Below are 23,831 nucleotides of genomic sequence, written 5' to 3'. Positions count from 1 at the left end.
ATTTAGTTTTCCTCTCCACCCATATCCAGTTCCTTTAGTTTCCTTGTCAGGGTGTTTCGTCCCCACCCGAGTAACTCGGCTGCATCTTTTTTTCTGCCTTTGGTGTGGTGCAAGGCCGCTTCGATGACGGTGCGTTCAAAGTCCGGTACAGCAGTATGAAGAATATGATTTTTGCCTGCTGCCAGTTCGCGGTCTATCCACTGACGCAATTGTTGTTGCCAGTTACTCTGTATGGTGGGCAGGTTCGCTGCCTGTTCCGGCTGGTTTTTCAGTTCCGGCGGCAGGTCGTCCATGTGAACTTCACGCCCGGATGCCATCACTGTTAACCAGCGACAGGTATTTTGCAGTTGACGAACATTACCATGCCAGGGCTGTTGCTGCAGATAGTTTTCTACATTTGGCGCCAGTACTTTTGGCTCCATACCCAGCTCTTTTGCTGCGATCTGGAAAAAATGTCGAATCAGCTGCGGGATATCTTCGCGGCGGTCGGCAAGTTTGGGCAGGTGTATGCGGATAACGTTCAGGCGGTGAAATAAATCTTCCCGGAAACGGTTTTCAGCGACCAGTTGTTCGAGGTTTTGATGGGTTGCGGCAATGATGCGCACATTGGCTTGCACGGGTACATGCCCGCCGACACGATAAAACTCCCCATCAGCGAGCACCCGCAACAAGCGGGTTTGCGCCTCTGCGGGCATATCACCAATTTCGTCAAGGAACAGAGTGCCTCCATCAGCTTGTTCGAAACGGCCAATACGTCGCTGACTGGCACCTGTGAAGGCGCCCTTTTCATGGCCAAAAAGTTCTGACTCTATCAGGTCGTGCGGTATGGCTGCCATGTTGAGCGCGATGAATCTGGAATCACGTCTTGGGCTGTGCTTGTGCAATGCCTGGGCAACCAATTCTTTTCCCGTGCCTGATTCACCATTGATTAGTACCGTGATATTCGAGTGTGAAAGGCGGCCGATAGCGCGGAATACTTCCTGCATGGCGGGTGCTTCGCCAATGATTTCGGTGTTGGATTCTATCTGGGCAATGTTGCTGCGGGCGTTGCGCTGCTCACTGGAGAAAGTAATTGCTCGATTGGTAACAGCTATTAGTTCATCGATATCGAAAGGTTTTGGTAAATATTCGAAAGCGCCGCCCTGGTAGGCAGCAACGGCACTGTCGAGATCTGAGTGTGCGGTGGTAATGATAACCGGGAGCTCGGGATTTGAGAGGTGAATTCTTTCAAGCATTTGCAGACCATCAATACCTGGCATGCGAATATCGCTGATAATAGTGTCTGGTTGATCAGTATCCAGGGCCTCAAGAAGACGATTGGCTGATTCGAAGCTGCGGACTTCGAGCGCTGTTTTTTGCAGGGCCTTTTCCATTACCCAGCGAATTGATCGGTCATCGTCGACGATCCAGACAGTGGAAGTCATTCTGAGTCTCCATTTTGCAGTGGCAAATACAGCGAGAAACATGTCTTGCCGGGCCTGCTTTTACATTCAATTAGTCCTTTGTGCAGATTGAGTAGCGACTGCGCGATGGGTAGCCCCAGTCCGCTGCCTTCTGCGTGACCGCTAATCATCGGGAAGAAAATACGGTCAGTAATATCCTCGGGAATACCGGGGCCGTTATCGATAATATCAACCCGGCAAACTGCCCGGTGATAGATCTTTCCAATAGTGAAGTGTCGTTGAATGCGGGTAACAAATTCGATCTTGGGTGCTGCATTCTCCTGGCTTTTCAGTGCTCTGGTTGCGTTGCGGACGATATTCAGCATCGCCTGAATCAGTTGCTCTCGATCGCCATTTAATTCCGGAATGCTGGGGTCGTAATTACGAGCCAGGTTAATACTGCCACGAGTCTCTGCCTCGGTTAACAGAATAATATGTTCGAGTATTTCGTGGATATTGAGTGCCTTGAATTCCAGTGGGCTAATAGGGCCGAGTAAGCGATCAACAAGGTTGCAGAGGCGGTTGGTTTCGGCCGTGATGATCTCGGTGTATTCCAGCAGTTCTGTCTGATCCTTGATTTCTTCGGAGAGCAGTTGAGCGGCTCCGCGGATACCCCCCAGCGGATTTTTGATCTCGTGGGCCAGTCCTGAAACAAGGTTACGGGTGGTGTTATGAATGGATATGAGCGCTTCCTCACGGTTGATTCGCACGACGCGATCCATTGGTTGCATCTCCAGTAATAGCATTGGCCTTTGTTCAGAGTTTAATGGTGTGGCGGTAAGGTCCGCCTTAACCGGTTTATGTCCAGGGAGTAAAATGGTGGCCAATCGCTGGGTGAAAGGGTGGTTGTCCTGCAGCGAGCTGTTCAGCGAGTCGAGAGTATTTTCTGAGCTATCGAGAATCAGTGAAACAGGTTGCCCCAGTAATCGCTGGGCACTGGTTTCCAGTAATGTCTCGGCGGCAGAGTTCAGGAAACAAATATCCATTTCGTCATTCAGTAGCACGACAGCGGTGCTCAGGTTGTCCAGTAGTAGTCTGTGAAGCAGTTGGTTAGTCATGTAGCCGTCAGTATTTCTCAATAATGCACACGCCGTATTTTTCATCTGTTGGCGCACGATTTGGCAGCAGTATCTGCTACGAGTTTTCAGTGCAAATAGTGGGCCAAATGCTGGGCGCCGAATCACGCGGCTCGCGGGTTGTTCGGAGAACCAGTTTGGCCCCTGAGAAACGACTATGCACCAAGGTGGTGCAAAAAGATAGGGGGACTAATTCGATTTCTGTTTTACTTGGGGCTTGGGTTTGATAAATGCTCGTTTTACATAAATTGTTACGCTCCCGGAGGAAGCAACGGTGTCGCCACGTTCATCCAGGATTTTGACTTGCAGTTGGTGTTCGCCTCGCTCCAGTGCACCAATTTGAAAATTTGTTGCCGTTGTTGGTTTACCGTAGGGTTGGTTGTTGAACCATAGCTGGACATTGTGACCCAGATGCAGGGCGGGCTCCGTTTTGATCCGGACATTAACCGTCACCTGGCCGGGAGTGATGGTGCTTTCATTTTCAGGCGAGATAATAGACACACTGCTGTAACTCGTGTCAGCCTGATCTTCCTCGCTTTTCTCTGGCTGGTCAGAGAGTAGCGGTGAAGGCTGAGTATTGACTACAGGTAAATCAATGTTCTCTGTTGTCGGGTTATCTGCTGGCGGGTTGTCAGTAAACGTAATATTGCCGTTCTCATCGACTACGCGATAAACCGCGCCACAAGCGATTGCAGGAAGCAGGGCCAGTGCGAACAGCCAGGGCAGATAGATACGATTTTGCAACATGCGGTTTTACTCTTGTTGACAGATAATTCCAGTCTAGCGCTGCTTGGACAAAAGAAAAAGCAGATCATTCACAGAAATTACAGCTCTTTTCGGGCCATAAAAAAAGCCGCAGTGGAAACACTGCGGCTTTTGATCACTTGATCTACTGGCAGTGATTAAACACTGTAGTACATATCGAACTCTACTGGGTGAGTAGTGTGTTCAACGCGGTAAACGTCCTGCATTTTCAAATCGATGTACGCGTCGATCATGTCATCGGTGAAAACGCCACCCTGAGTCAGGAATTCGCGGTCCTTATCCAGGTTGTCCAGCGCTTCGCGCAGTGAACCACAGACCTGAGGAATGGCTGCCGCTTCTTCAGCAGGGAGATCGTACAAGTCTTTATCCGCTGCATCGCCAGGGTGAATCTTGTTCTGAACACCGTCAAGGCCAGCCATCAGCATGGCAGCGAAGCACAGGTATGGGTTGGCGATTGGGTCTGCAAAACGTGCTTCAATACGTTTGCCTTTGGGTGAAGGAACATAGGGAATACGAATAGATGCAGAACGGTTACGAGCGGAATAGGCCAGCATAACGGGTGCTTCGAAGCCCGGAATCAGACGCTTGTAAGAGTTGGTGCCGGGGTTAGAAAAAGCATTGATCGCCTTCGCATGCTTGATGATACCGCCGATGTAGTACAGGGCTGTTTCAGACAGACCAGCATAAGAGTCGCCAGCGAATTGGTTTTCACCGTCTTTCCAGAAAGACTGGTGTACGTGCATACCGGAACCGTTGTCGCCAACAATAGGTTTGGGCATGAAAGTAGCTGTTTTGCCGTAAGCGTGTGCTACGTTGTGTACGCAGTACTTCAGAATCTGAACTTCGTCAGCTTTCTTCACCATGGTGTTGAATTTAACGCCGATTTCACACTGGCCTGCAGTTGCCACTTCGTGGTGATGAACTTCAACGTCAAGGCCCATTTGCTCCATGGCAGTACACATGGCGGCACGCAGGTCATGCAGTGAATCAACAGGTGGAACCGGGAAGTAGCCGCCCTTGACTCGAGGACGGTGACCCATATTGCCATCATTGAACTCATGGGCAGAAGACCATTCGGCTTCTTCAGAATTGATTTTAACGAAGCTGCCGCTCATGTCGGAGCCCCATTTAATGTCGTCAAACACAAAGAATTCTGGTTCGGGACCAAAGAATGCAGTGTCGCCAAGGCCGGTGGTTTGCAGGTAAGCTTCAGCGCGTTTTGCAACAGAGCGAGGGTCACGCTCGTAACCTTGCATGGTAGAAGGCTCAACAATGTCCATGCGAACGATAACAGTAGGTTCGTCAGTAAACGGGTCCAGAACAGCTGTACTGTCGTCTGGCATCAGAATCATGTCTGATTCGTTAATGCCTTTCCAGCCTGCGATAGATGAGCCATCAAACATCTGGCCATTTTCAAAAAAGTCTTCGTCGACTTCTTTAGCGGGAATAGAAACGTGTTGTTCCTTACCTTTAGTGTCGGTGAAACGCAGGTCAACCCAGCGCGCTTCGCTTTCTTTGATCAGATTCAGTGTCTTTTCGGACATTGGTTCCTCCAGTCGGGATATCCAGGTTTAAAAAAAAATCAATGTTGCCATTCCGGAATCAGTTATCGGGCCAGCGTTCGCGGCGGAACCAATTCAGTCATGCTTACCGTCATGCAAAGTTAGCAAAGACCATGCCAGACCAGAGTGGCTGTAGGACGCACTAAACCCGGCGGAATCAAATCTGCTCCGATTCTTTCTGCACCATTATTGTGCTTGATTTGGGTTTTGTGCACCGTTTTGGTTGTTTTGCTTGTGTTGCCCATTGGACTATAGCCAAATAACAACGGCAGCATCATACGCCGGTTTGCACAACATTTGTACTATAATGCGCCACTTTCCCCACCCGTTAAGGTTATTAGTCCTCATCATGCATTTTGTTATCAAATTATTTCCGGAAATCACCATTAAAAGTCCACCGGTTCGCAAGCGTTTTACCAAACAGCTTCGGGACAACCTCAAAAAGCTGTTAACACCTTTAGATGAAAATATCCGAGTTGATCGGGACTGGGAGAAAATCGAAGTGACCGGCCCGGATAAGGCTGAAAACCTGAAACTTCAGGTAGCAGATATTCTGTCGAGAACACCGGGGATTGCCAACTTTTCCAGTGTGCAGAAATTTCCTTTGGGGGATTTTGACGACATTCTGGAGAAAACCAAGCAGGTATGGGCTGATGAGCTGGCAGGAAAAACATTTGTACTACGGGTAAAACGCAGTGGCAAACACGACTTTAATTCCACGGAGGTTGAGCGTCAGGTGGGCGGGGGATTACTACACCAGACGGAAGCTGCAGGCGTAAAACTGAAAGACCCCGATGTTACGGTACGGCTGGAAATTCGCCATGATCAGTTGTTTGTCATTGAGAATACCTCGCCGGGTCTGGGTGGGTTTCCTCTGGGTACGCAGGATTCGGTCATGTCTCTGATCTCAGGGGGCTTTGATTCCACTGTATCGAGTTTTTTGACAATGAAGCGTGGCCTTCGAACTCACTTCCTGTTTTTTAATCTCGGTGGTCGGGCTCATGAAGTTGGTGTTAAGGAAGTGGCATTTTATTTGTGGAATCGATATTCCGGCTCTCACCGGGTGCGCTTTATTACCGTGCCGTTTGAAGATGTTGTCGCAGAAATTCTCACCAGTGTTGAAAATTCCCAAATGGGCGTAATCCTCAAACGCATGATGTTGCGGGCTGGCACGCGAATCGCCGACGAAATGGATGTTGCCGCGTTGGTCACAGGGGAGGCAGTTGCACAGGTTTCGAGTCAGACATTGGCGAATCTTGCCGTGATTGACTCTGTTACTGAAAAACTGGTGCTTCGGCCACTGATCACATTTGATAAAAATGACATCATCGATATCGCCCGCAAAATTGGTACAGAAGAATTCGCTGCTAACATGCCGGAGTATTGTGGAGTCATTTCTGTTAAACCCACCACGCGAGCCCGACCGGAGCGTATTGCCGAAGAAGAGAGCCATTTCGATTTCAGCAAACTTGATCAGGCAATTGAGAACCGTCAGGTACAAACAATAGATCAGGTGATGGAAGAGCAACGGCCAGTCGCTACTGTAGAGATTTTTTCTGTTCCTCAACCGGACGCTGTTATTGTGGATATCCGCCATCCTGACGAAATTGATATCAGGCCCCTGCGTGTAGGTGATGCGCCGGTTGAGGAAGTGCCGTTCTTTACGTTGCAGAATCAGTTCAAAAACCTCGATTCCGCGGTGCAGTATATGCTGTATTGTGAGAAGGGCGTAATGAGCCGTTTGCATGCAGAGTTACTGGCCGAGCAAGGGTTTACCAATGTTGCAGTTTATCGCCCAGCCTGATTTTGGTGATGCCATATCACGTCTTTAGTTGAGCTTAACTAATCGGGTCTCAGGGAATGCTGCATACCAGCCAAACCAGAAGGCGCGGTGAGAGGGCAGTCGGTTGAGTTTCTGGCCGGTTTCTGAAATCAGGAACTCCTCATCTACTTTCCATAGCAGACCAGTGCTGTCGATAATGCTTTGTTCGTTATCGTAATGGGTGAATATTACGTTTTGAGGATCGTATACGCGGTTGGCTCCGGACTTATCCGTAAGAATCAGTAGTTTTTGTTGGCCGATCTGGTCAGTGTATAGCGGATGCCGCATGAGGAAATCGGTATCAATGGCTAACTGCTCTTTAGGCGAAGCGGTAAACCGCAGCGCCAACACTTCCTGCTTGTTTTTCAGGCGGGTATCGTTAAAGGGTGTGTTGAACAGTAGCTGGTCAGTAGAAAAATAGCGTTGGTAGGCGACACCTTCTCCGTAGTTGCGTCGATGGCCGGTGTTTGGAGAGAGCACGGTTGTGTCTGGATGTCGCCGTTTCCATTCCGCCCAAGTGGTGGTGACTACACTGAGAAATTCCAATTGAATGTCATTAGCGGCTAGTGGTCCCACCACAGGCTTACCTGTGAGGGTGTTCCAGAGAGATTGGGTTTTACGGTCATACATGAGCTTATTGGAGCGATACAGAAAACCGCTAGTGCCGAGCTGGTAATTCACGCCGTGGTGAAGGGTTTTGTAGGGGATTACTGTGCCGCACAGGGTGCAGTAAACACCAGCAATTTCCTCTCCGCCAATCGTGTCGATAAACATTTCATGCCAGGCAAGAATTCGTTTCGGGTAGGCGCGGGCATCGCCATTAATCTCAATGCCAAAAACGATGTTGCTATCCTGAAGGTAATCGGCAGCACTAGCCGAAATCATTTTTGGCTTTCTAAGGGGGGGGATACCATCCTGAACTACGCCACCCCACCGTATTTCATCCATGCGAATCGTTGTTTGCGCAAAACGGCCAGAGAAATATTGTTCAAATATGGGGTCAACGTGCAGATATAACAAAGATTTGAATCGGATATATTCGGTAGTAACGTCTGCTGGTTCATTCCAGAGCCATTGATACCAAGCGGGAATATTGTTGCCGAACGACTGGCCGGTATGAGCTTCCAAAAGAGTGATGATTTGTTCGGCGGTGTAATCGGATGAGGCAAAATCGTACACTTCCAGCAGTGCAGGAATATAGCTGTTATGCCAGTTTTGGCTGACAACCGCAGTTAGGTTGTCAACCTCTGTACTATCTACTGCTTTTACAAGTGCAACAAAATGCTCTGCTGATAACACGGCTTGATGGTTGGGCAGGTGGTCGTCGTTCACAGGCGGCTTTGAGGTGAATCTCGAAACGCTGCCGATCATAATCACCGCGGTTATCAGTAAGAAATAGAGGTAGAATTGTTTGGTTTGTCGCATCAGATAAGCACCTGTTCGCAGTTGCTAAATATAGATACCTCCACGCATGATTAAGTTCGATTATTTGTCTGACCAGACAGCAAACTCATTGCCGCTGGGTTCAGAGAAATGAAACCTCCGACCGCCAGGGAAAGCAAATACCGGTTTGATGATATCGCCGCCAGCTTGTTTAACTTTATCAAGCGTTGCTTCTAGGGCCTCACTGTAAAAGACGACGAGTGCAGCACCATTGCTGGTGGATGAAGCCATATCAGCTTTAAAGAACCCGCCGTCAATGCCTTCGTTGGAGAAAGCTGTGTATTCCGGACCAAAGTCCTCAAATATCCAGCTAAAAGCCTCACTAAAGAACTTTTTGGTGGCCGGGATATCCTGGGCGGGAAATTCAACGTAGTTAATTTTTTCGTGAATGTTCATCGTGTCACTCCTTTGTCGATGGTTTTTAATCAGCTTTTAATTTTAGACAGTCTGGTGGTTCGCCACGATCGCACTTTTTACAATCCAGCTCAAATCCTAATTTTTCTCTACGCCCTTTTGGTGTTAATACCCAGGGGCGGTTAGTCCACGGCGGATCATGCCGCAGGTGTTGAAAATGCCCGCAGCTCAGTTCCGCAACCCAATATTGCTCTTCATCCAAATGATAGTTTTTTATGGGGTGTTTCATTGGTGCAGATTACTTTTCCTAACTATGTTGCCAGCAGCCTTACCTTAAAGTTTTTACCTTTGAGTTTGCCTTCATTCAATTTTTTTAGGGCAGCCTTAGCTGATGTTCTGTCCACGGCGACATAGGCTTTGTTGTCGGTAATCTGGATTTTCCCCACGTGCTTGCCATCGATTCCACTGTTGCCGGTGAGTGCGCCCAGAATATCGCCAGCTCTGACTTTTTGTTTTTTTCCGCCGTCTATTTGTAGTGTTGCCATAGCGGGTTTGTAAGCGGGTTCGTTAAGTAAACGCTCGGAAGGTAGCGGCGAGTTGTCTATGGTTTGTTGCAGATATTCTTCCAACTTCTCCAGCTTGTGTAGTTCTTTGTCGGTGTAGAGCGTGCAGGCGATGCCATTTTTTCCTGCACGGCCTGTGCGGCCGATTCTATGAGTGTGAACCTCAATGTCACGAGGCAGATGATAATTGATTACCATATCCAGTGATTCGATATCCAAACCGCGTGCGGCAACATCGGTGGCGACGAGAACGGAGGCGCTCTTGTTGGCAAAGCGAATTAATGTTTGATCGCGATCTTTTTGCTCAAGGTCGCCGTGCAATGGCAGGGCGCCGAAATGATAGCGGCGCAGTTCATTGGCGACCTCCTGTGTTTCCTGTTTGGTATTACAAAAAACCACAACGGATTCAGGTTGGTATTCAAGTAGCAGCAAGCGCAGTGCGTCGAGTCTTGATACCTTCCCTTCAATTTTGAAAAAGCGCTGTTTGATGCTGTCACTGCTGTGGGTACTTTCCACCTTTACCGTTATCGGGTCTGCCATCACGCGCTGTGCGATGGTTTGTATTTTTTCAGGAAAGGTAGCACTGAATAATAGCGTCTGACGTTGGCTGGGTATGGCGTCGATGATGTTATCCAGCGATTCCTGAAACCCCATATCCAACATACGGTCAGCCTCATCAAGGACCAGCGTGGTTAAATCGGCCAGTTTTAACGTGCCCTTGCGAAGATGATCTTCAATCCGGCCAGGGGTGCCGACAATGATATGGGCACCATGTTCAAGTGAGCCTGCTTGTGGCCCGAAGGGTGTGCCGCCGCAGAGGGTTAGAACCTTGATGTTATGAATACCCCGGCCAAGTTTGCGAATCTCTTTGGCTACCTGGTCAGCAAGCTCTCGAGTGGGGCAAAGCACTAATGCCTGAACACGAAAACGGGTTACATCCAGTTTTTGCAACAGGCCCAAACCAAAGGCGGCTGTTTTTCCCGAGCCGGTTTTTGCCTGAGCAATAACATCTCTGTTTGCAATAATATGCGGCAGACTTTGTGCCTGAATTGGTGTCATGCTTTGATAATCAAGAGTTGAAAGATTATCCAGCAAGGCGTGGTGCAGGTTTAGCGATAAGAAATCTGTTTCGTTCAAAGGGTTTATCCACTTTTGATTAAATGCACGAGCTTTGGGCTCACGAGCAATGGTGTAAAACTACTGCAGCAAGCTGTTTTTTCGCGGTATTTGTTGCGAAGAGGTATATGGCAGCGGTCATTGTAATACGCTGGCAAGCTTGTGTTGCCTATTTTTATAGAGTGATAGTCGGGTCAGGTTCGGTTGTAGCGCTCACCGAATCATGAGTGTGATTATTGCCAGAGCGGTGTCAGGGTAACCTAACACCAACTGGCTTCGTTTTCCGGTTGCTTCAAAAGCTCATCAATATTGGCACGAAGCACCCGGTAACCGACATTGCCATAGAGCGTCTGCCTGCCGCCGTTAATAACATAAGACGGGCTGCCTTTGATGTTTTGCTGGCTGGCACGCTGATAGTCACTCATCAGGGCCGCTATTGCCGAGCCATTCTGAATGCTAGTGTTGATAATGCGGGTATCCAGTCCATTTGCTGTTGCCAGTTCGTTGAGCACTTCCAGATTGCCGATATCTACTGCATCAGCAAAAAACGCTGACCTGAATTTTAATGCCATTGCCATACTTTGACGCTTGCCATAGCCGATTTCAATAGCCTTCAGAACGAGGTGTGCATTTGCAGAGGTTCCGGGTCTGACTTCTGTCCATATTCCTGGGTTGATAACAGCATCTTCGAACGTGGCTGCGCAGTGCTGTACATGTTCAGCAAAGCCCGAGTAACCACCCTTTTCGTGCCATTGGGCATTCATTTTAGCGTTAACATCACCAAAGATGTCGACGTAGTAACAATGAAGGTCAATTTTCTCCCCCAGCTGCCTGTTGAGTTCGTCAAGGCGCCGTTGCGCGATCCAGGCCCATACACAAAGAATATCGGTGTAATAGTCAATGATCAGTGGTTTGCTAACAGGAGGCTTGTTCATGTGGCTTCATTCAATTGGCTGGTGCAAACAGATCAGGTATTTGACGGTACAGTGCCGGTTTTGTCAGGGTGCAGGGTTCACCGAAAACAGTGCGGCAGGTTGCCCGTGTTAATAGACCAGCATATATCGGCAGGCCATTTCTGCCCAGCGGCAAATATATTTTTTTTGATACGACGCAAATCCGGTAGAAAAATCTGCTATTTCCTGCGTCTGTCGGTATAATCCGCGCCTGATTTTACCAACCCACAACCTTTTACTAACTCTGTTGAGAACCCCCTGTGATTGAGAATCTTCGCAATATCGCCATTATTGCTCACGTTGACCATGGCAAAACTACGCTGGTAGACAAGCTGCTGCAGCAGTCCGGCACTCTGGATCGCAAGAATGTCGGCACCGAGCGCATTATGGATTCCAATGATCAGGAGCGGGAGCGGGGTATTACCATTCTTGCCAAGAATACGTCCATTGAATGGAATGGTTACCGGATTAATATTGTCGATACCCCCGGGCATGCCGACTTCGGCGGAGAGGTTGAGCGGGTACTGTCGATGGTGGATTGCGTGCTGTTACTGGTTGATGCAGTCGATGGCCCAATGCCACAAACCCGGTTTGTTACATCCAAGGCCTTTGAACAGGGCTTGCGCCCGATTGTGGTGGTGAACAAAGTTGATCGTCCGGGTGCACGTCCGGACTGGGTGGTCGATCAGGTGTTCGATTTGTTTGACAGCCTGGGAGCAACAGACGAGCAACTGGATTTTCCTATGGTTTACGCTTCAGCTCTGAACGGTGTTGCCGGTATGGACCCTGAAGATATGGCTGAAGATATGGCGCCACTGCTGGAAGTTATCATCGACAAAGTTAGCCCTCCAGAGGTGGATTCAGATGGCCCGCTGCAAATGCAAATCAGCGCGCTCGATTACAACAGCTATGTAGGGGTTATCGGTGTTGGGCGTATTACTCGCGGCAAAATGAAACCCAATGAGCAGGTGGCGATCATTGATCGTCACGGGAAAACCCGAAAAGGCCGGATTTTGCAGGTGATGGGTTATCACGGACTTGAGCGTGTTGAGGTAGAGAAAGCCGAGGCAGGCGATATTGTTTGTATTACCGGCATCGACAAACTCAATATTTCTGACACCATTTGCAATCCGGACAAGATTGAAGCACTGCCTGCACTGAGCGTTGACGAGCCTACGGTGAGCATGACTTTCCAGGTTAACAATTCTCCTTTTGCCGGTCTTGATGGTAAATTCGTGACGTCTCGCAACATTAAGGAGCGCCTTGAGCAGGAGCTGATTCACAATGTGGCACTGCGTGTTGCTCCCGGTGACAGTCCGGACAAGTTTGTGGTGTCTGGTCGCGGCGAACTGCACTTATCAGTTCTGATCGAAAACATGCGTCGTGAAGGGTTTGAACTGGGGGTGTCGCGCCCGGAAGTGATTCAAAAAGAAGTGGATGGTGAGCTGCATGAGCCATTTGAACAGGTGGTGATTGATGTGGAAGAGCAGCACCAGGGCGCGGTAATGGAAGAAATGGGTGCCCGCAAGGCCGAACTAACCAACATGGAGCTGGACGGCAAAGGTCGTGTGCGGCTGGCATTTATGGCACCGTCGCGGGGGTTGATTGGCTTTCGCTCTCACTTCCTGACCATGACCAGTGGTTCCGGCATTATGACCAGCATATTCGACCATTACGGGCCAGTTAAGCAGGGAGATGTGGCCAAGCGTCAGAATGGTGTGCTGGTGTCCATGATCAAGGGCAAGACTCTGGCTTTTGGTTTGTTTAATTTACAGGAGCGAGGCCGCTTGTTCCTCGGTGCCGGTCAGGAAGTCTACGAAGGCCAGATTGTCGGCTTGCATTCACGCAGTAATGATTTGCCGGTAAACCCTACCAAGGGTAAACAGCTGACCAATATTCGGGCATCCGGAACGGATGAGGCGTTAACCCTGACGCCACCTGTCCGCCATACTCTGGAACAGGCGCTGGAGTTTATTGAAGACGATGAACTGGTTGAAGTAACGCCCAACCATATTCGGTTGCGCAAAAAGCTGTTAACCGAAAATGAGCGTAAACGCGCCAAATAAAAAAGTGGTTAAGGGTTGCCAGTGTCTTGCCCTGTAGTAGTGTCAAACTATATCGCAGGCTATTGAAACGCTACCTGCGTCAGCCTGACAGGACAAGACACGCCCTTATTCAGCTTGGTTTGCCTGGCTAACCACTGCTTAGTCGTTCAGTGTGTTCTTCCTGCGCAATGGCACCCTGAATTATGCTCTGACGGTTCAGTCCGTTGAATATAGCCTTTATTGCGGCACTGACGATATTGTGGTGAATGCCCACGCCGAAGATTGCCGGACTATCGTCGATCTGCATTTCAATATAACAAACAGCCTCAGCCGAAGCGCCGACACTCATCGCGTGCTCGTGGTAATCAATGACGTTGATATGATTGCCCATTGCCTTCACAACAGCATCGATTGAACCGTTGCCGATACCTGAAACGGTGTGTGCCTTACCGTTATTTTGATAGCGGATCTGTACTTCGGTAGCGCCGCTTTCCCCATGACTGTGCGTAATCACGCTGGCCTCACTAAAACGATAGGGGCTGCAGGCTTGTAAATACTCCTTCTCGAACAGGTTGAATATATCAGCGCTGGTAGCTTCACACCCCTCGCGGTCGGTGAACTGCTTGACTACTCGGCTGAACTCGATTTGTAAACGGCGGGGCAACTCAAGCCCGTATTGCTGTTGCAACAGAAAGGCAACACCACCTTTCCCTGACTGGCTGTTAACTCTGACCACTGCTTCATAACCGCGGTTGAGGTCAGCGGGGTCAATCGGCAGATAGGGGACTTCCCATATTTCACCATTATTTTGCTGGGCAAAACCTTTTTTGATGGCATCTTGATGAGAGCCAGAAAAAGCAGTAAATACCAATTCGCCTGCGTAAGGGTGTCTGGGGTGGACCGGAATCTGATTACATTCTTCCACCGTGCGACGAATAGGCTCAATCTTTGAGAAATCAAGGCCGGGGTGAATGCCCTGAGTATAAAGATTCAGAGCCAGTGTCACGATATCAACATTGCCGGTGCGTTCACCATTGCCAAACAGACAACCCTCTACTCGATCTGCTCCGGCCATTATGGCCAACTCTGCAGCGGCCACAGCCGTGCCCCGGTCATTATGGGGGTGCACGCTGATCAGAATACTATCGCGGCGTGCAAGATTACGGTCCATCCATTCAACCTGATCAGCATAGATATTCGGCGTTGCCATTTCGACGGTTGCTGGCAGATTAATGATCATTTTATGTTCAGGTGTTGGTTGCCATATAGCACTCACAGCGTCGCAAACTTCTCTGGCTACAGGTAACTCTGTTCCTGAGAAAATTTCTGGCGAGTACTGATAAACCCACTCGGTTTCGGGGTGCTGGCTGGTGTAGTGCTTCACCCAGCGGGTACCCTGCTCGGCAATCGCTTTTACTCCCGCTACATCCGTGTTATAGACAATACGGCGGAATTGGGGCGCAGTGGGGTTGTACAGGTGCACAATTGCCTTGCGGGCACCGATGACAGACTCAACAGTACGTTTGATCAGGTCTTCACGTGCCTGGGTGAGCACCTCAATGGTGACATCATCCGGAATACGGTTCTCGGTGATCAGTCGGCGGACAAAATTAAAATCCGTGTCAGAGGCTGCAGGAAAGGCCACTTCGATTTCTTTGAAACCAATTTCTACCAGCATCTCAAAAAAGCGCAGCTTGGTCTCCACCGACATGGGATCGATCAAAGACTGATTGCCATCGCGCAGGTCTGTGCTCATCCAGACGGGAGGTTTTTCAATGGTGCGGTTTGGCCAGCAGCGGTCGGATAATTGCACCGGGGCAAAAGGGCGGTATTTGGTATTTGGATTGTTAATCATGTTGCTCTCCGAACGTCACTCGTAAAATCTGAAACAGACAGCTTTTTGACCTATGTCTGATTTAAGAGCAGTTTAATAGGAGTTTGACGCCATTTTATTGCTAATTGTTGTTGATAGTTGGTATTTCAAGCAATATTATTCTGTTTTAATTAATTTTTAAGCAATATTATGAGCATTGATAGTTACGATAGAGCGATTTTACGTCGTCTGCAACGGGATGGACGCATTTCCAATCAGGATCTGGCTGAGGCAGTAAGCTTGTCACCGTCCCCCTGCTTGCGCCGGGTTAAGCGATTGGAAGAGGAAGGGATTATCGAGAGCTACAGTGCCCGACTCAATGCTCGAAGTCTGGGTTTCAGGCTGATGGCATTTATCCATATTAGTATGGACAGGCATACACCGGATCGTTTCGATTATTTCGAAACAGCTGTTGAAAAATACCCTGAGGTACTCGAGTGTCACCTGATTACCGGTCAGGATGCCGATTATTTCCTGAAGGTCGTAGTCGAGGACATGGATGGCTACCAACAGTTCCTGCTAAACAAGATTACCCCGATTAAAGGGGTGTCCGGTGTACACTCATCATTCGTACTTAAATCACCCTTGAACACCGGCGCGTTGCCCGTCTAGTGACTGATTGCCTGACTTAAGGCCGTCGGGCCAGTGCAGCACATTCCTGATGCCGAAAGCAGTCCACCAGATGATCGTTGACCATGCCAGTTGCCTGCATATGCGCGTAACAGATGGTGGTGCCAAAAAAGCGAAAGCCGCGTTTTTTCATATCCTTACTGATTTTGTCTGACAGTTCTGTTGACGCGGGTGCTTCTTTCATACTCCGCAACTGGTTCTGTATTGGCTGATAGTCTACAAAACCCCAGAAATAGTTAGCGAAACTGTCATATTTGTCCTGAATATCGAGAAAACAGTGGGCATTGCTGATCGCACTTTCTATCTTGAGACGATTGCGCACAATGCCGGCATCGTTCATTAATCGCTCAACGCTGCGGCTATTAAATCGGGCCACCTTTTCCGCTTCAAAATTGGCAAATGCCTTGCGATAATTCTCCCGTTTGCGAAGCACCGTAATCCACGAAAGACCGGCCTGGGCGCTCTCTAGTGTCAAGAACTCAAACAGTACATGATCGTCATAACAGGGCACGCCCCACTCCGTATGGTGATAATCCAGATATAACGGGTCGTCCCCACACCAGGGGCAGTGTTGACGGGAAGATTGCGTTTGAGCACCAGCTGTCATAGTGTTAAGTCTCAGTGAGAATTGTTATGCGAACTTTTTATCCCGCTATAAAGCCCTATCGTGTTCAACAGGTCAAGGTGAGTGATCTGCACCAGCTCTATGTGGAAGAGGTGGGCAATGAGAGTGGTTTGCCCGTCCTGTTTGTGCATGGCGGCCCCGGTGCAGGCTGCACGGAAAACGATCGCTGCTTTTTTGACCCGGAAAAATACCGCATTATTCTGTTCGACCAGCGGGGCAGTGGACGCTCATTGCCCCATGCCGAACTGGAAGATAACCACACGCCTGCACTGCTGGCCGATATCGAACTTATTCGACAGCAACTGGGTATTGAAAAATGGGTACTCTTTGGAGGCTCCTGGGGATCAACCCTGAGCCTGCTTTATGCTGAGACTCATCCTGAACGAGTGTTGGGGCTTATTCTGCGCGGCATATTCCTGTGTCGGCAAAAAGATATTGATTGGTTCTACCAACAAGGTGCCAACCACGTATTTCCGGATTACTGGCAGGATTTTCTGTTACCTATTCCCAGAGCTGAACGCAGCGATATGGTGACAGCTTACTATCAGCGGCTGACCGGTGAAAATGAACTCGAACGCATGGCTGCGGCCAAGGCCTGGTCTGTGTGGGAAGGCCGTTGCGCCACACTGCACCCAAACCCCGATCTGGTTCACTTCCTGGGTAGCCCGCATGTGGCAATGGCGATGGCGCGTATTGAGGCACACTATTTTATGCATCAGTCTTTTATACGAATGAACCAGATAATTGAAGATGCACACAAACTGGCAGATATTCCCGGTGTGATCGTACATGGGCGTTACGATATGGTATGCCCGGTGGATCAGGCCTGTGAATTACAGAAAGCCTGGCCCCAGGCAAAGCTGGAAATTATTCGCGATGCTGGTCACGCTTCCAGCCAGCCGAGTATTCTGGATGCGCTGGTTAACGCCACCGATGAACTGGCCCAAAGGCTTGGGTATTGACTGGTTTTTGTGTGGGGGGTGATAGGGGGTGTAAATAGCTGCGTCCGCTTTTACTCACTTCCCCCCCCCCCTTTTACTCGCTACCTCATTTATCTATTTGATAAATCTCGCAACAACACCATTAGAAGCGTTCTCATATGCGGCAGCTTTTAATGAAGCAACTTGTTCTTGGTCAGAATGCTCGCGATTAAATCGGCCGCTATATGATTTATCGTCAATTCTTCTTGGAGTAAAGATTTCCCACTGTCCACTGCGTACATCAATAACCGCAACTTTTAGGCGAATTCTCATTTTCTGAGCTTCATCTGGAACGGCTGATCCAACTATTGGGAGCCAAGAAACCGACTTTGTAGCTAGGTCTTCTATTCCTGACTCCAATATTCCCCAATAAACAACGATTGTCCCGATTCCTGCTTTTGCAGCCGACAGGCGTAATGATTTTGAGTAGCTTTGATTTTCCTTTTTATCCTTTTCAGGTACTCCTGTAAAAACTGACACAGAAAATGACTTCTCCATCTGCTCTATCATTTCTTGGTCTGGGATTATTGCTCCAGACTGAATCAGTAATATTGAGTCTCCTTTCCGTAATAATTTTCTGCTTGGAGACTCATTAAATACTGTATCAATATCATCATCTGTAATGCTTGAATCCGGGTCGACACCTAATACATCAAACTCACTGATTTCGCCTTTGTAGAAGGGATTAGATTGCTTAGCTCCGTAGTACCCATGCCCTGGATAACCTGAATCTGATATTGACCGGGTTGTGCAACCCACTACCAATACTAGTAGTGAAAGAAGCATAGCGAATTGTGTTTTCATAATGCGCTCCTTTTGAAATTTCATAAGTAATGCCTGTCAGACGACTAGTGCCGGATGTGTTTTGGGAATAGAGCTTGAGTAACGGAAAGGTGTCTGCCCACGCTGTATAATTGTCGTCCGAAGCTGAGATTTTGAAATAAAGCGTTGAACTAGAGAGTGAAATATTTGCAATTACCATTCCCTCGGTTTGTCAGTGGTATGAACTTGTGACACGTTACGGTTTGGGTGATTCCGCCAAATCTGCATTGGGTTTGATATAGCATCACTTGGAAGGGTAAGCGATTTTTGGGCTCTATGACGAAAGTAGCTACGCCCCTTTTTTGAAGAAAGTCGCGCTGATGGTCTGCATGAAAAAAAGCTTAGTATTTTGAATGTCATAGTGAAAAACAACACTTATTGGGATGAAAAATGATCTAATTCTGGTGCTTGTAACCATAGTCACTTGTTAGCATTATTTGTATTTGGCCAACAACTGATTAACGACGGGTGTCATTTTGCTTTCAACGCTAGCCCATTTATTCAATGCAAAGCCGCCTTTGCCCCTTAAATGATACTCTGCGTAACCTACTCGCAGACCCTCGTGGTATAGCCGAAGTTCAGCATGAGATAAATATGGAGCGAAGTCCCAAGACCTGAGGGCTGTATATGTTAAGTAAAATGCACAGCGTTCAGGCTTTTTGCCTCTGTATATTTCGGTTGTGATTAGATGGTCTTCAAAGACATGTTCTATGGTGCTGACAAAGCCTTTAACGATAACTTTGGGGTTTTCCTCTATACATACGTGCGTCATTTTCATATCACTAGGCACAGGTTTTATGTCTACTGCTGTGCAAGCAGCGAGTAGAAATAAAAGAGTAAAAACTGATTTTTTCATGGAAAAGTCCCTTTTTGGTGTGAATGCTAACTTTTTGATAAGTAATGATTTTTTCTTTGAAGTTTTTTTGTTTTCGTTAAGCAGGTTGCAAAAAGAGCTGAGGCCAGTGTTTTTTGGGAAACAATGGCCTGCTGGGTGTTAATCCAGTTTGTTGAAAAGGGTTGTAACGATGGTCGGTTCACCTTTCCCTGGCTCCACTACAGAATATCTGCTGGTACGGCGCTATAGCTGCCGCACAATGATGTTTGTCTTCATTGGATGAAACGTTATATCTTTTTTAAGGCAAGTGCTACCCCTTGAGGCCGTTGAGCTGTTGCAGAAGCAATCGGTTTATATTCTTTACTTGGATGTACTAAAGTAAAAACTGCTGTACTAACCGGTTAAAGATTTCCGGCTTCTCGGCATGCAGCCAATGACCCGTGCCCTGAATGATTTTTAACTGCGCGTTGGGGAACAACCGGTTGATAGTTTCGCGGTGTTTTTCCTGAATGTAGGCGGAGTCACTGCCTTTGATGAACAGGGTGGGGCCGATAAATGGCTGCCCTTGTGGGCTTGGTTCGGGGGCCAGATTCAGTGTTTTGGCGTAGTTGGCAGCAATGCTGCTCATATTCAGCTTGAGCTGAAACTGCCCCTTGTCGTTTCGTATCAGGTTTTTTAGTAGAAATGCCCGAATACCGGGTTCTGAAATGTGTGCGGCCAGTAAGTTGTCGGCATCTTTACGGGTGTGAATGTCGGCATGCTGTAGTGCACAGAGCCCTTCTAGTGCTCCAAGGTTGGTTGTTGCCCTGTAAGTGACCGGGGCAATATCTGCCACCACCAGCTTGTTGACTCTGTTGGCATGATTCAGAGCGACTTGCATCGCTACCTTGCCGCCCATTGAGTGGCCAACAAAGTGGGCTCGTTGAATATTCAGCGAGTTCAGTAACTGCTCAATATCCTGGGCCATCAGAGGGTAGCTCATGTCATCGCTGTGGGGCGAGTCTCCGTGGTTGCGCAAATCGGCCAGTATGACCCGGTAGTTTTCGGATAGTGCGCGGCCGAGCGAAGCAAGGTTGGTCAGCGAGCCGAATAACCCGTGCAACAGCACAACCACCTGTGGTTCACGTACGGGTTGTGACTCTAATGGTTGTTGCTCCAGTATCCGGTGATTGAGCAATATAGCGGGCATCAGGTTTATTTGAAGCTGTGCTCTGGCTGCGGAAAGCTGTTGCTGCGTACAGCACTTGCGTAGGCCTCCAGTGCTTCAAGCACGCTGCCGGTTTCGGCCAGAAAGTTTTTGCTGAATTTGGGGTGTCTGGGTGATAGCCCAAGCATGTCGTAGATGACCAGTACTTGTGCGTCTGTTTCAGGCCCTGCACCAATGCCGATTACCGGTATACTCAGGGTTTTGCTGATGTCACTGGCCAGCGCTGTGGGAACGCATTCCAGTACCAGCATGTCTATGCCAGCGCTTTCTAACAGTCTGGCGTCGGCTAGCATTTCGGCTGCGGCGTCTTCATCGCGACCCTGCACCCGGTAGCCTCCCAGTTTGTTGACGGATTGGGGGGTTAAGCCCAGATGACCGCAGACAGGAATACCTCTTTCACTCAGTAAATGCACGGTTTCAGCGAGCCATGCACCGCCTTCGAGTTTGACCATATGCGCACCCGCCTGCATCAGGTGGGCTGAGTTTTCCATGGCTTGTTCGGGGGTGGCGTAAGCCATGAAAGGGAGGTCGGTGATAATCAGCGATTTGTTGTTGCCGCGTTTTACCGATTCGGTGTGATAGGCCATTTGCTCCACGGTAACGGGCACAGTGCTGTCCTGACCCTGAATCACATTGCCCAGCGAATCGCCCACGAGTATGACTTCGATACTTGCCTGCTCGATTAGCGCGGCAAAGGAGGCATCATAAGCGGTGATAACCGGAAACTTTTCACCTTGCTGCTTGAGCGCGTTGAGCGTGTTAATGGTGACGGTTTTCATATTGAATTCCTGTTACAGGTGAGTACCCGTGCTGTACTGATTGTCTTTATAGGAGCCGGGATTGTAATAATGGCGGCCGCTTTTAATGCCCAACATGTACTTGACGAGGCTCTGGTAATCGTTCTGGTTGTTGACCAGGTCTATTTCTGTTGCGTTGACAATCAGCAAGGGAGCGTCTTCATAGTAGTAGAAGAACTGTGTGTAGGCTTCGTTCAGCTGGGTCAGGTAGGCCTCGTCTATGTTTCTCTCACTGGCTATGCCGCGGTTGTGGATTCTGTCTAATAGAACATCCGTTGGCGCCTGCAAGTAGATGACCAGGTCGGGAACCGGGGCATCGATGGTCATGTGCTGATAAACGCTTTGATACAGGCGCAGTTCGTCATCATCCAGTGTGACTCTGGCAAACAGTGGGTCTTTTTCAATCAGGAAGTCGGCAACGCGAACAGGCTGAAAGATGTCACCCTGTCGAAGCTCGTTGATTTGCTGGGCGCGCTGAAACAGAAAAAACAGCTGTGTGGGCAGGGCTGCGGAACGGCGATTCTGGTAGAAGCGCTCGAGAAACGGATTTTCTTCTGCCTGTTCCAGCAATGCTTCGTAATTGAAGCTGTCAGCCAGGCGCTTTGCAAGGGTAGTTTTACCCACGCCAATAGGGCCTTCGACGGCAATGTAGCGGGGTACCTGATACTGTTCTAGATCAACGTTGAGGTCATTTGGCAACAATTGCGCGGTCATATAGCCTGGTCATTACTGCGTGCGGGTTTCGAGAGCTGAACCATACCGCCTGGCGAACAATTTTCCAATAGTTGTTGCACATTAGTGCCATCGGGTAATTTTAATTGCGGACAAATTTCCGCCAGAGGGTAGAGCACAAAGCTGCGATGCTTTATTTCCGGGTGAGGGACAGTGAGGCGCTCGGTATTAATGATCTGTTTGCCGTATAGCAGGATATCCAGATCCAGTGTTCTTGGGCCCCAGCGTTCTTTTCTTATACGTAAATGAGTATTTTCAATGGCTTGCAGGACGTCGAGCAGTGCCAGAGGGGGCAGCGATGTCTCCAGCGCAATAACGCCGTTGATATAGTCCGGTTGTCCGGGGGGACCAATGGCAGGTGTCTGGTACCAGGATGACTGCTCGATAAGCCTGACGTTGTTGATAGCAGAGATTTCGGCTACAGCGGTTGTTACTTGTCGCAGAGGGCTGTCGAGGTTGCTGCCGAGCGCGATATAACAGACAACGGACACGAGTCAGCTCTCTGAAGGTGGTGGCTGGGAACTGCGTTTCCGTGAACCGGAGCGCCGTGCTCTGGGCTTTGTTCGGTTGGCCAGAGCATTCACCATTTCCGCCCTGTGGTTCTCGTCTACATCCTGATACTTTGTCCACCAGTCACCTAGCCCCGGCTTGGTTTCGGCTACGTCTTCGCGCAAGAGCAGAAAATCGTAGCCAGCGCGAAAGCGTTTGTGTTCCATTAACCGTTGGGCCTGCTTGCCTCTGCGTTTGGGAAGGCGCAGCTGCATTTCCCAGATCTCTCTCATGGGAATGGAAAAGCGTTTGGGAATAGCGATATGCTGGCATTGCCGGTGCACGGTTTCTGCTGCCGCGCGCTGCATCGCATACAATGGCGGTTCACCCTGGTTGCAGTAATGGTCGTACAATGATTTCTGGGCAGGCCAAAGCAACGCGGCATAGAGAAAAGCGGGTGTCACACCTTTATCGGCCCGAATCCGCTTGTCGGTATTGGTTAACGCCAGTTCCAGAAAAGGCAGCATCCAGGGTTCCTGCTCATTTTTCAGAACGTTGTCGGTTTCGGGAAAAAGTTTGCTGAATAGATCGTATTCCCGCAGCAGGCCGAATGTAGCAAGAGCCTGTCCGTTCATGAACAGTTTGAGGGATTCGTCGAAAAGCCGGGCGGGAGGAATTTCGGCTAACAGTTTGCCCAGTTTCTGAATCGGTTTTGCTGTTTCAGGTTCAATATCGAACCCCAGCTTGGCGGCGAAACGCACGGCCCTGAGCATTCTCACGGGGTCTTCGCGGTAACGCAGACTGGCATCGCCGATAATGCGAATAGTGCGGTTTTCGATATCCGTCACACCGTTTGCATAGTCGTAGAGTTTGTTATCCTGCGGATGGTAATAAAGTGCGTTCATGGTGAAGTCACGTCGGCAGGCATCCTGATCAATGGTGCCGAAAATGTTGTCGCGTAGCAGTAAGCCCTTGTCTGAACGCCGCGAGGTTTCACGCTGGTCCACTCTGCCTGTTTCTGTTTGCTGGTGGTGGGCGCGGAAGGTCGTGACTTCTATCACTTCTCTGCCCATGCGAACATGCACTATCTGGAAACGACGTCCGACGATACGTGATCGGTTGAAAATGGCTTTGACCTGTTCTGGCGTAGCATTTGTGGCGACATCAAAATCCTTGGGGTGCAGGTCGAGCAATATATCCCGGACACAGCCGCCGACAACGTAGGCTTCGTAGCCGGCATCGGTCAATGCCGAAACAACGGTTTTCGCACCATTGCTGATTTTTTTGGCGGTAATGCCGTATTTGGCCGCAGGCAGGTTGCAGGGCCCGCTTGCAGAATTTCCGTTTTTCTTGCGGGGCATGAACCGGGTGTCGATTATTGTTTTTATTTTATTCAGCATGTGTCTGGCAGGTTCTCATTAAGGCGCGCATTCTATCACAGCAGGTGGTCAATGGCTTGGGTTGGGGGACGGGTTTGACAATTGCGTTGAAGCTTCTGTTCGGGGCTGGTTTTTTTCAGGTTGGGGGGCTTTGAACAAATGCAGAATATGAAAAAAGGGAGCCGTACGGCTCCCTTTAATCCCATAGGCCATTTGACTTACATTGTTCCCCTTGTATGCCAAAAAGCAACTAGTCTTTATTGTTGTTATTTATTGTTATTCTGGCCGCTATGTTACACGGCAAACATAAAAATACACCTA

Annotated in this window: 22 protein-coding genes; 4 read left to right on the top strand and 18 right to left on the bottom strand. The window is 49.1% G+C overall.

What is annotated here, in order from left to right:
* Positions 1-2: 2 nt before the first annotated feature.
* From ntrC to glnA, 4 genes are all read right to left on the bottom strand, one after another.
* A complete protein-coding gene (gene ntrC, locus H7A02_13515) occupies positions 3-1,424 on the bottom strand; it encodes a nitrogen regulation protein NR(I) (protein MCP5173278.1) in 1,422 nt (473 codons plus the stop codon).
* Positions 1,421-2,500, bottom strand: coding sequence for a PAS domain-containing protein (locus H7A02_13510; protein ID MCP5173277.1), 1,080 nt, complete (start codon positions 2,498-2,500; stop codon positions 1,421-1,423). The genes ntrC and H7A02_13510 overlap by 4 nt, the downstream gene beginning before the upstream one ends.
* A 207-nt stretch (positions 2,501-2,707) precedes the next feature.
* Entirely contained in the window at positions 2,708-3,265 is a 558-nt protein-coding gene (locus H7A02_13505; protein ID MCP5173276.1) for a DUF4124 domain-containing protein, read from the bottom strand.
* A gap of 155 nt (positions 3,266-3,420) precedes the next feature.
* Positions 3,421-4,827: a glutamate--ammonia ligase gene (gene glnA / locus H7A02_13500; GenBank protein ID MCP5173275.1), complete on the bottom strand. Its 1,407-nt coding sequence runs from the start codon at positions 4,825-4,827 to the stop codon at positions 3,421-3,423.
* A gap of 367 nt (positions 4,828-5,194) precedes the next feature.
* On the opposite strand from glnA, the gene thiI reads away from it, so the two are divergent.
* A complete protein-coding gene (thiI, locus tag H7A02_13495; GenBank protein MCP5173274.1) occupies positions 5,195-6,649 on the top strand; it encodes a tRNA 4-thiouridine(8) synthase ThiI in 1,455 nt (484 codons plus the stop codon).
* A gap of 24 nt (positions 6,650-6,673) precedes the next feature.
* Here the strand turns inward: thiI and H7A02_13490 are convergent, their stop codons facing one another.
* From H7A02_13490 to H7A02_13470, 5 genes are all read right to left on the bottom strand, one after another.
* Positions 6,674-8,092, bottom strand: coding sequence for a DUF3179 domain-containing protein (locus H7A02_13490; GenBank protein ID MCP5173273.1), 1,419 nt, complete (start codon positions 8,090-8,092; stop codon positions 6,674-6,676).
* Between the two features lie 60 nt (positions 8,093-8,152).
* Positions 8,153-8,506, bottom strand: coding sequence for a VOC family protein (locus H7A02_13485; protein ID MCP5173272.1), 354 nt, complete (start codon positions 8,504-8,506; stop codon positions 8,153-8,155).
* A 25-nt stretch (positions 8,507-8,531) separates the two neighbouring features.
* On the bottom strand, positions 8,532-8,753 hold the full coding sequence (locus tag H7A02_13480) for a DUF3565 domain-containing protein (GenBank protein MCP5173271.1): 222 nt from the start codon (positions 8,751-8,753) through the stop codon (positions 8,532-8,534).
* Positions 8,754-8,775: 22 nt separating this feature from the next.
* Positions 8,776-10,164 carry an ATP-dependent RNA helicase DbpA gene (dbpA, locus tag H7A02_13475; GenBank protein MCP5173270.1) on the bottom strand — a complete coding sequence of 463 codons (1,389 nt, stop codon included), beginning with the start codon at positions 10,162-10,164 and terminating at the stop codon, positions 8,776-8,778.
* Positions 10,165-10,403: 239 nt separating this feature from the next.
* Complete coding sequence (locus tag H7A02_13470) at positions 10,404-11,078, bottom strand: DsbA family protein (GenBank protein ID MCP5173269.1); 675 nt, start codon at positions 11,076-11,078, stop codon at positions 10,404-10,406.
* Between the two features lie 278 nt (positions 11,079-11,356).
* Between H7A02_13470 and typA the strand changes: the two genes are divergently transcribed.
* Positions 11,357-13,162, top strand: coding sequence for a translational GTPase TypA (gene typA, locus H7A02_13465; protein MCP5173268.1), 1,806 nt, complete (start codon positions 11,357-11,359; stop codon positions 13,160-13,162).
* Positions 13,163-13,289: 127 nt separating this feature from the next.
* Here the strand turns inward: typA and leuA are convergent, their stop codons facing one another.
* Positions 13,290-14,996, bottom strand: a complete 1,707-nt coding sequence (gene leuA, locus H7A02_13460) for a 2-isopropylmalate synthase (protein ID MCP5173267.1) — start codon at positions 14,994-14,996, stop codon at positions 13,290-13,292.
* A 168-nt stretch (positions 14,997-15,164) separates the two neighbouring features.
* On the opposite strand from leuA, the gene H7A02_13455 reads away from it, so the two are divergent.
* Entirely contained in the window at positions 15,165-15,626 is a 462-nt protein-coding gene (locus tag H7A02_13455) for an Lrp/AsnC family transcriptional regulator (GenBank protein ID MCP5173266.1), read from the top strand.
* 16 nt (positions 15,627-15,642) lie between these two features.
* Here the strand turns inward: H7A02_13455 and H7A02_13450 are convergent, their stop codons facing one another.
* On the bottom strand, positions 15,643-16,251 hold the full coding sequence (locus tag H7A02_13450) for a DNA-3-methyladenine glycosylase I (protein ID MCP5173265.1): 609 nt from the start codon (positions 16,249-16,251) through the stop codon (positions 15,643-15,645).
* 26 nt (positions 16,252-16,277) lie between these two features.
* Between H7A02_13450 and pip the strand changes: the two genes are divergently transcribed.
* Positions 16,278-17,231, top strand: a complete 954-nt coding sequence (gene pip / locus H7A02_13445) for a prolyl aminopeptidase (GenBank protein ID MCP5173264.1) — start codon at positions 16,278-16,280, stop codon at positions 17,229-17,231.
* A 93-nt stretch (positions 17,232-17,324) separates the two neighbouring features.
* Here the strand turns inward: pip and H7A02_13440 are convergent, their stop codons facing one another.
* From H7A02_13440 to pcnB, 7 genes are all read right to left on the bottom strand, one after another.
* A complete protein-coding gene (locus H7A02_13440; GenBank protein MCP5173263.1) occupies positions 17,325-18,053 on the bottom strand; it encodes an aminopeptidase in 729 nt (242 codons plus the stop codon).
* Positions 18,054-18,504: 451 nt separating this feature from the next.
* Entirely contained in the window at positions 18,505-18,927 is a 423-nt protein-coding gene (locus tag H7A02_13435; GenBank protein ID MCP5173262.1) for a hypothetical protein, read from the bottom strand.
* Positions 18,928-19,279: 352 nt separating this feature from the next.
* Positions 19,280-20,095, bottom strand: a complete 816-nt coding sequence (locus H7A02_13430; GenBank protein MCP5173261.1) for an alpha/beta fold hydrolase — start codon at positions 20,093-20,095, stop codon at positions 19,280-19,282.
* Positions 20,096-20,100: 5 nt separating this feature from the next.
* Entirely contained in the window at positions 20,101-20,892 is a 792-nt protein-coding gene (gene panB / locus H7A02_13425) for a 3-methyl-2-oxobutanoate hydroxymethyltransferase (GenBank protein MCP5173260.1), read from the bottom strand.
* Between the two features lie 12 nt (positions 20,893-20,904).
* Entirely contained in the window at positions 20,905-21,624 is a 720-nt protein-coding gene (locus H7A02_13420) for a deoxynucleoside kinase (GenBank protein ID MCP5173259.1), read from the bottom strand.
* On the bottom strand, positions 21,621-22,133 hold the full coding sequence (gene folK, locus H7A02_13415; protein MCP5173258.1) for a 2-amino-4-hydroxy-6-hydroxymethyldihydropteridine diphosphokinase: 513 nt from the start codon (positions 22,131-22,133) through the stop codon (positions 21,621-21,623). Before folK ends, H7A02_13420 begins: the two co-directional genes overlap by 4 nt.
* Before the next feature lie 3 nt (positions 22,134-22,136).
* Positions 22,137-23,531: a polynucleotide adenylyltransferase PcnB gene (gene pcnB, locus H7A02_13410; protein ID MCP5173257.1), complete on the bottom strand. Its 1,395-nt coding sequence runs from the start codon at positions 23,529-23,531 to the stop codon at positions 22,137-22,139.
* Positions 23,532-23,831 lie beyond the last annotated feature (300 nt).

Source organism: Pseudomonadales bacterium (genome assembly GCA_024234435.1).
Taxonomy (GTDB): domain Bacteria; phylum Pseudomonadota; class Gammaproteobacteria; order Pseudomonadales; family Porticoccaceae; genus JACKOF01.
Note: the sequence above shows the minus strand (reverse complement) of the source record. Positions and strands in the feature narration are given on the sequence as shown.

Coding starts and splice junctions, on each gene's coding strand:
- ntrC (MCP5173278.1), bottom strand. CDS start 1,424: ATGACTTCCACTGTCTGGATCGTCGACGATGACCGATCAATTCGCTGG.
- H7A02_13510 (MCP5173277.1), bottom strand. CDS start 2,500: ATGACTAACCAACTGCTTCACAGACTACTACTGGACAACCTGAGCACC.
- H7A02_13505 (MCP5173276.1), bottom strand. CDS start 3,265: ATGTTGCAAAATCGTATCTATCTGCCCTGGCTGTTCGCACTGGCCCTG.
- glnA (MCP5173275.1), bottom strand. CDS start 4,827: ATGTCCGAAAAGACACTGAATCTGATCAAAGAAAGCGAAGCGCGCTGG.
- thiI (MCP5173274.1), top strand. CDS start 5,195: ATGCATTTTGTTATCAAATTATTTCCGGAAATCACCATTAAAAGTCCA.
- H7A02_13490 (MCP5173273.1), bottom strand. CDS start 8,092: ATGCGACAAACCAAACAATTCTACCTCTATTTCTTACTGATAACCGCG.
- H7A02_13485 (MCP5173272.1), bottom strand. CDS start 8,506: ATGAACATTCACGAAAAAATTAACTACGTTGAATTTCCCGCCCAGGAT.
- H7A02_13480 (MCP5173271.1), bottom strand. CDS start 8,753: ATGAAACACCCCATAAAAAACTATCATTTGGATGAAGAGCAATATTGG.
- H7A02_13470 (MCP5173269.1), bottom strand. CDS start 11,078: ATGAACAAGCCTCCTGTTAGCAAACCACTGATCATTGACTATTACACC.
- leuA (MCP5173267.1), bottom strand. CDS start 14,996: ATGATTAACAATCCAAATACCAAATACCGCCCTTTTGCCCCGGTGCAA.
- H7A02_13455 (MCP5173266.1), top strand. CDS start 15,165: ATGAGCATTGATAGTTACGATAGAGCGATTTTACGTCGTCTGCAACGG.
- H7A02_13450 (MCP5173265.1), bottom strand. CDS start 16,251: ATGACAGCTGGTGCTCAAACGCAATCTTCCCGTCAACACTGCCCCTGG.
- pip (MCP5173264.1), top strand. CDS start 16,278: ATGCGAACTTTTTATCCCGCTATAAAGCCCTATCGTGTTCAACAGGTC.
- H7A02_13440 (MCP5173263.1), bottom strand. CDS start 18,053: ATGAAAACACAATTCGCTATGCTTCTTTCACTACTAGTATTGGTAGTG.
- H7A02_13435 (MCP5173262.1), bottom strand. CDS start 18,927: ATGAAAAAATCAGTTTTTACTCTTTTATTTCTACTCGCTGCTTGCACA.
- H7A02_13430 (MCP5173261.1), bottom strand. CDS start 20,095: ATGCCCGCTATATTGCTCAATCACCGGATACTGGAGCAACAACCATTA.
- panB (MCP5173260.1), bottom strand. CDS start 20,892: ATGAAAACCGTCACCATTAACACGCTCAACGCGCTCAAGCAGCAAGGT.
- H7A02_13420 (MCP5173259.1), bottom strand. CDS start 21,624: ATGACCGCGCAATTGTTGCCAAATGACCTCAACGTTGATCTAGAACAG.
- pcnB (MCP5173257.1), bottom strand. CDS start 23,531: ATGCTGAATAAAATAAAAACAATAATCGACACCCGGTTCATGCCCCGC.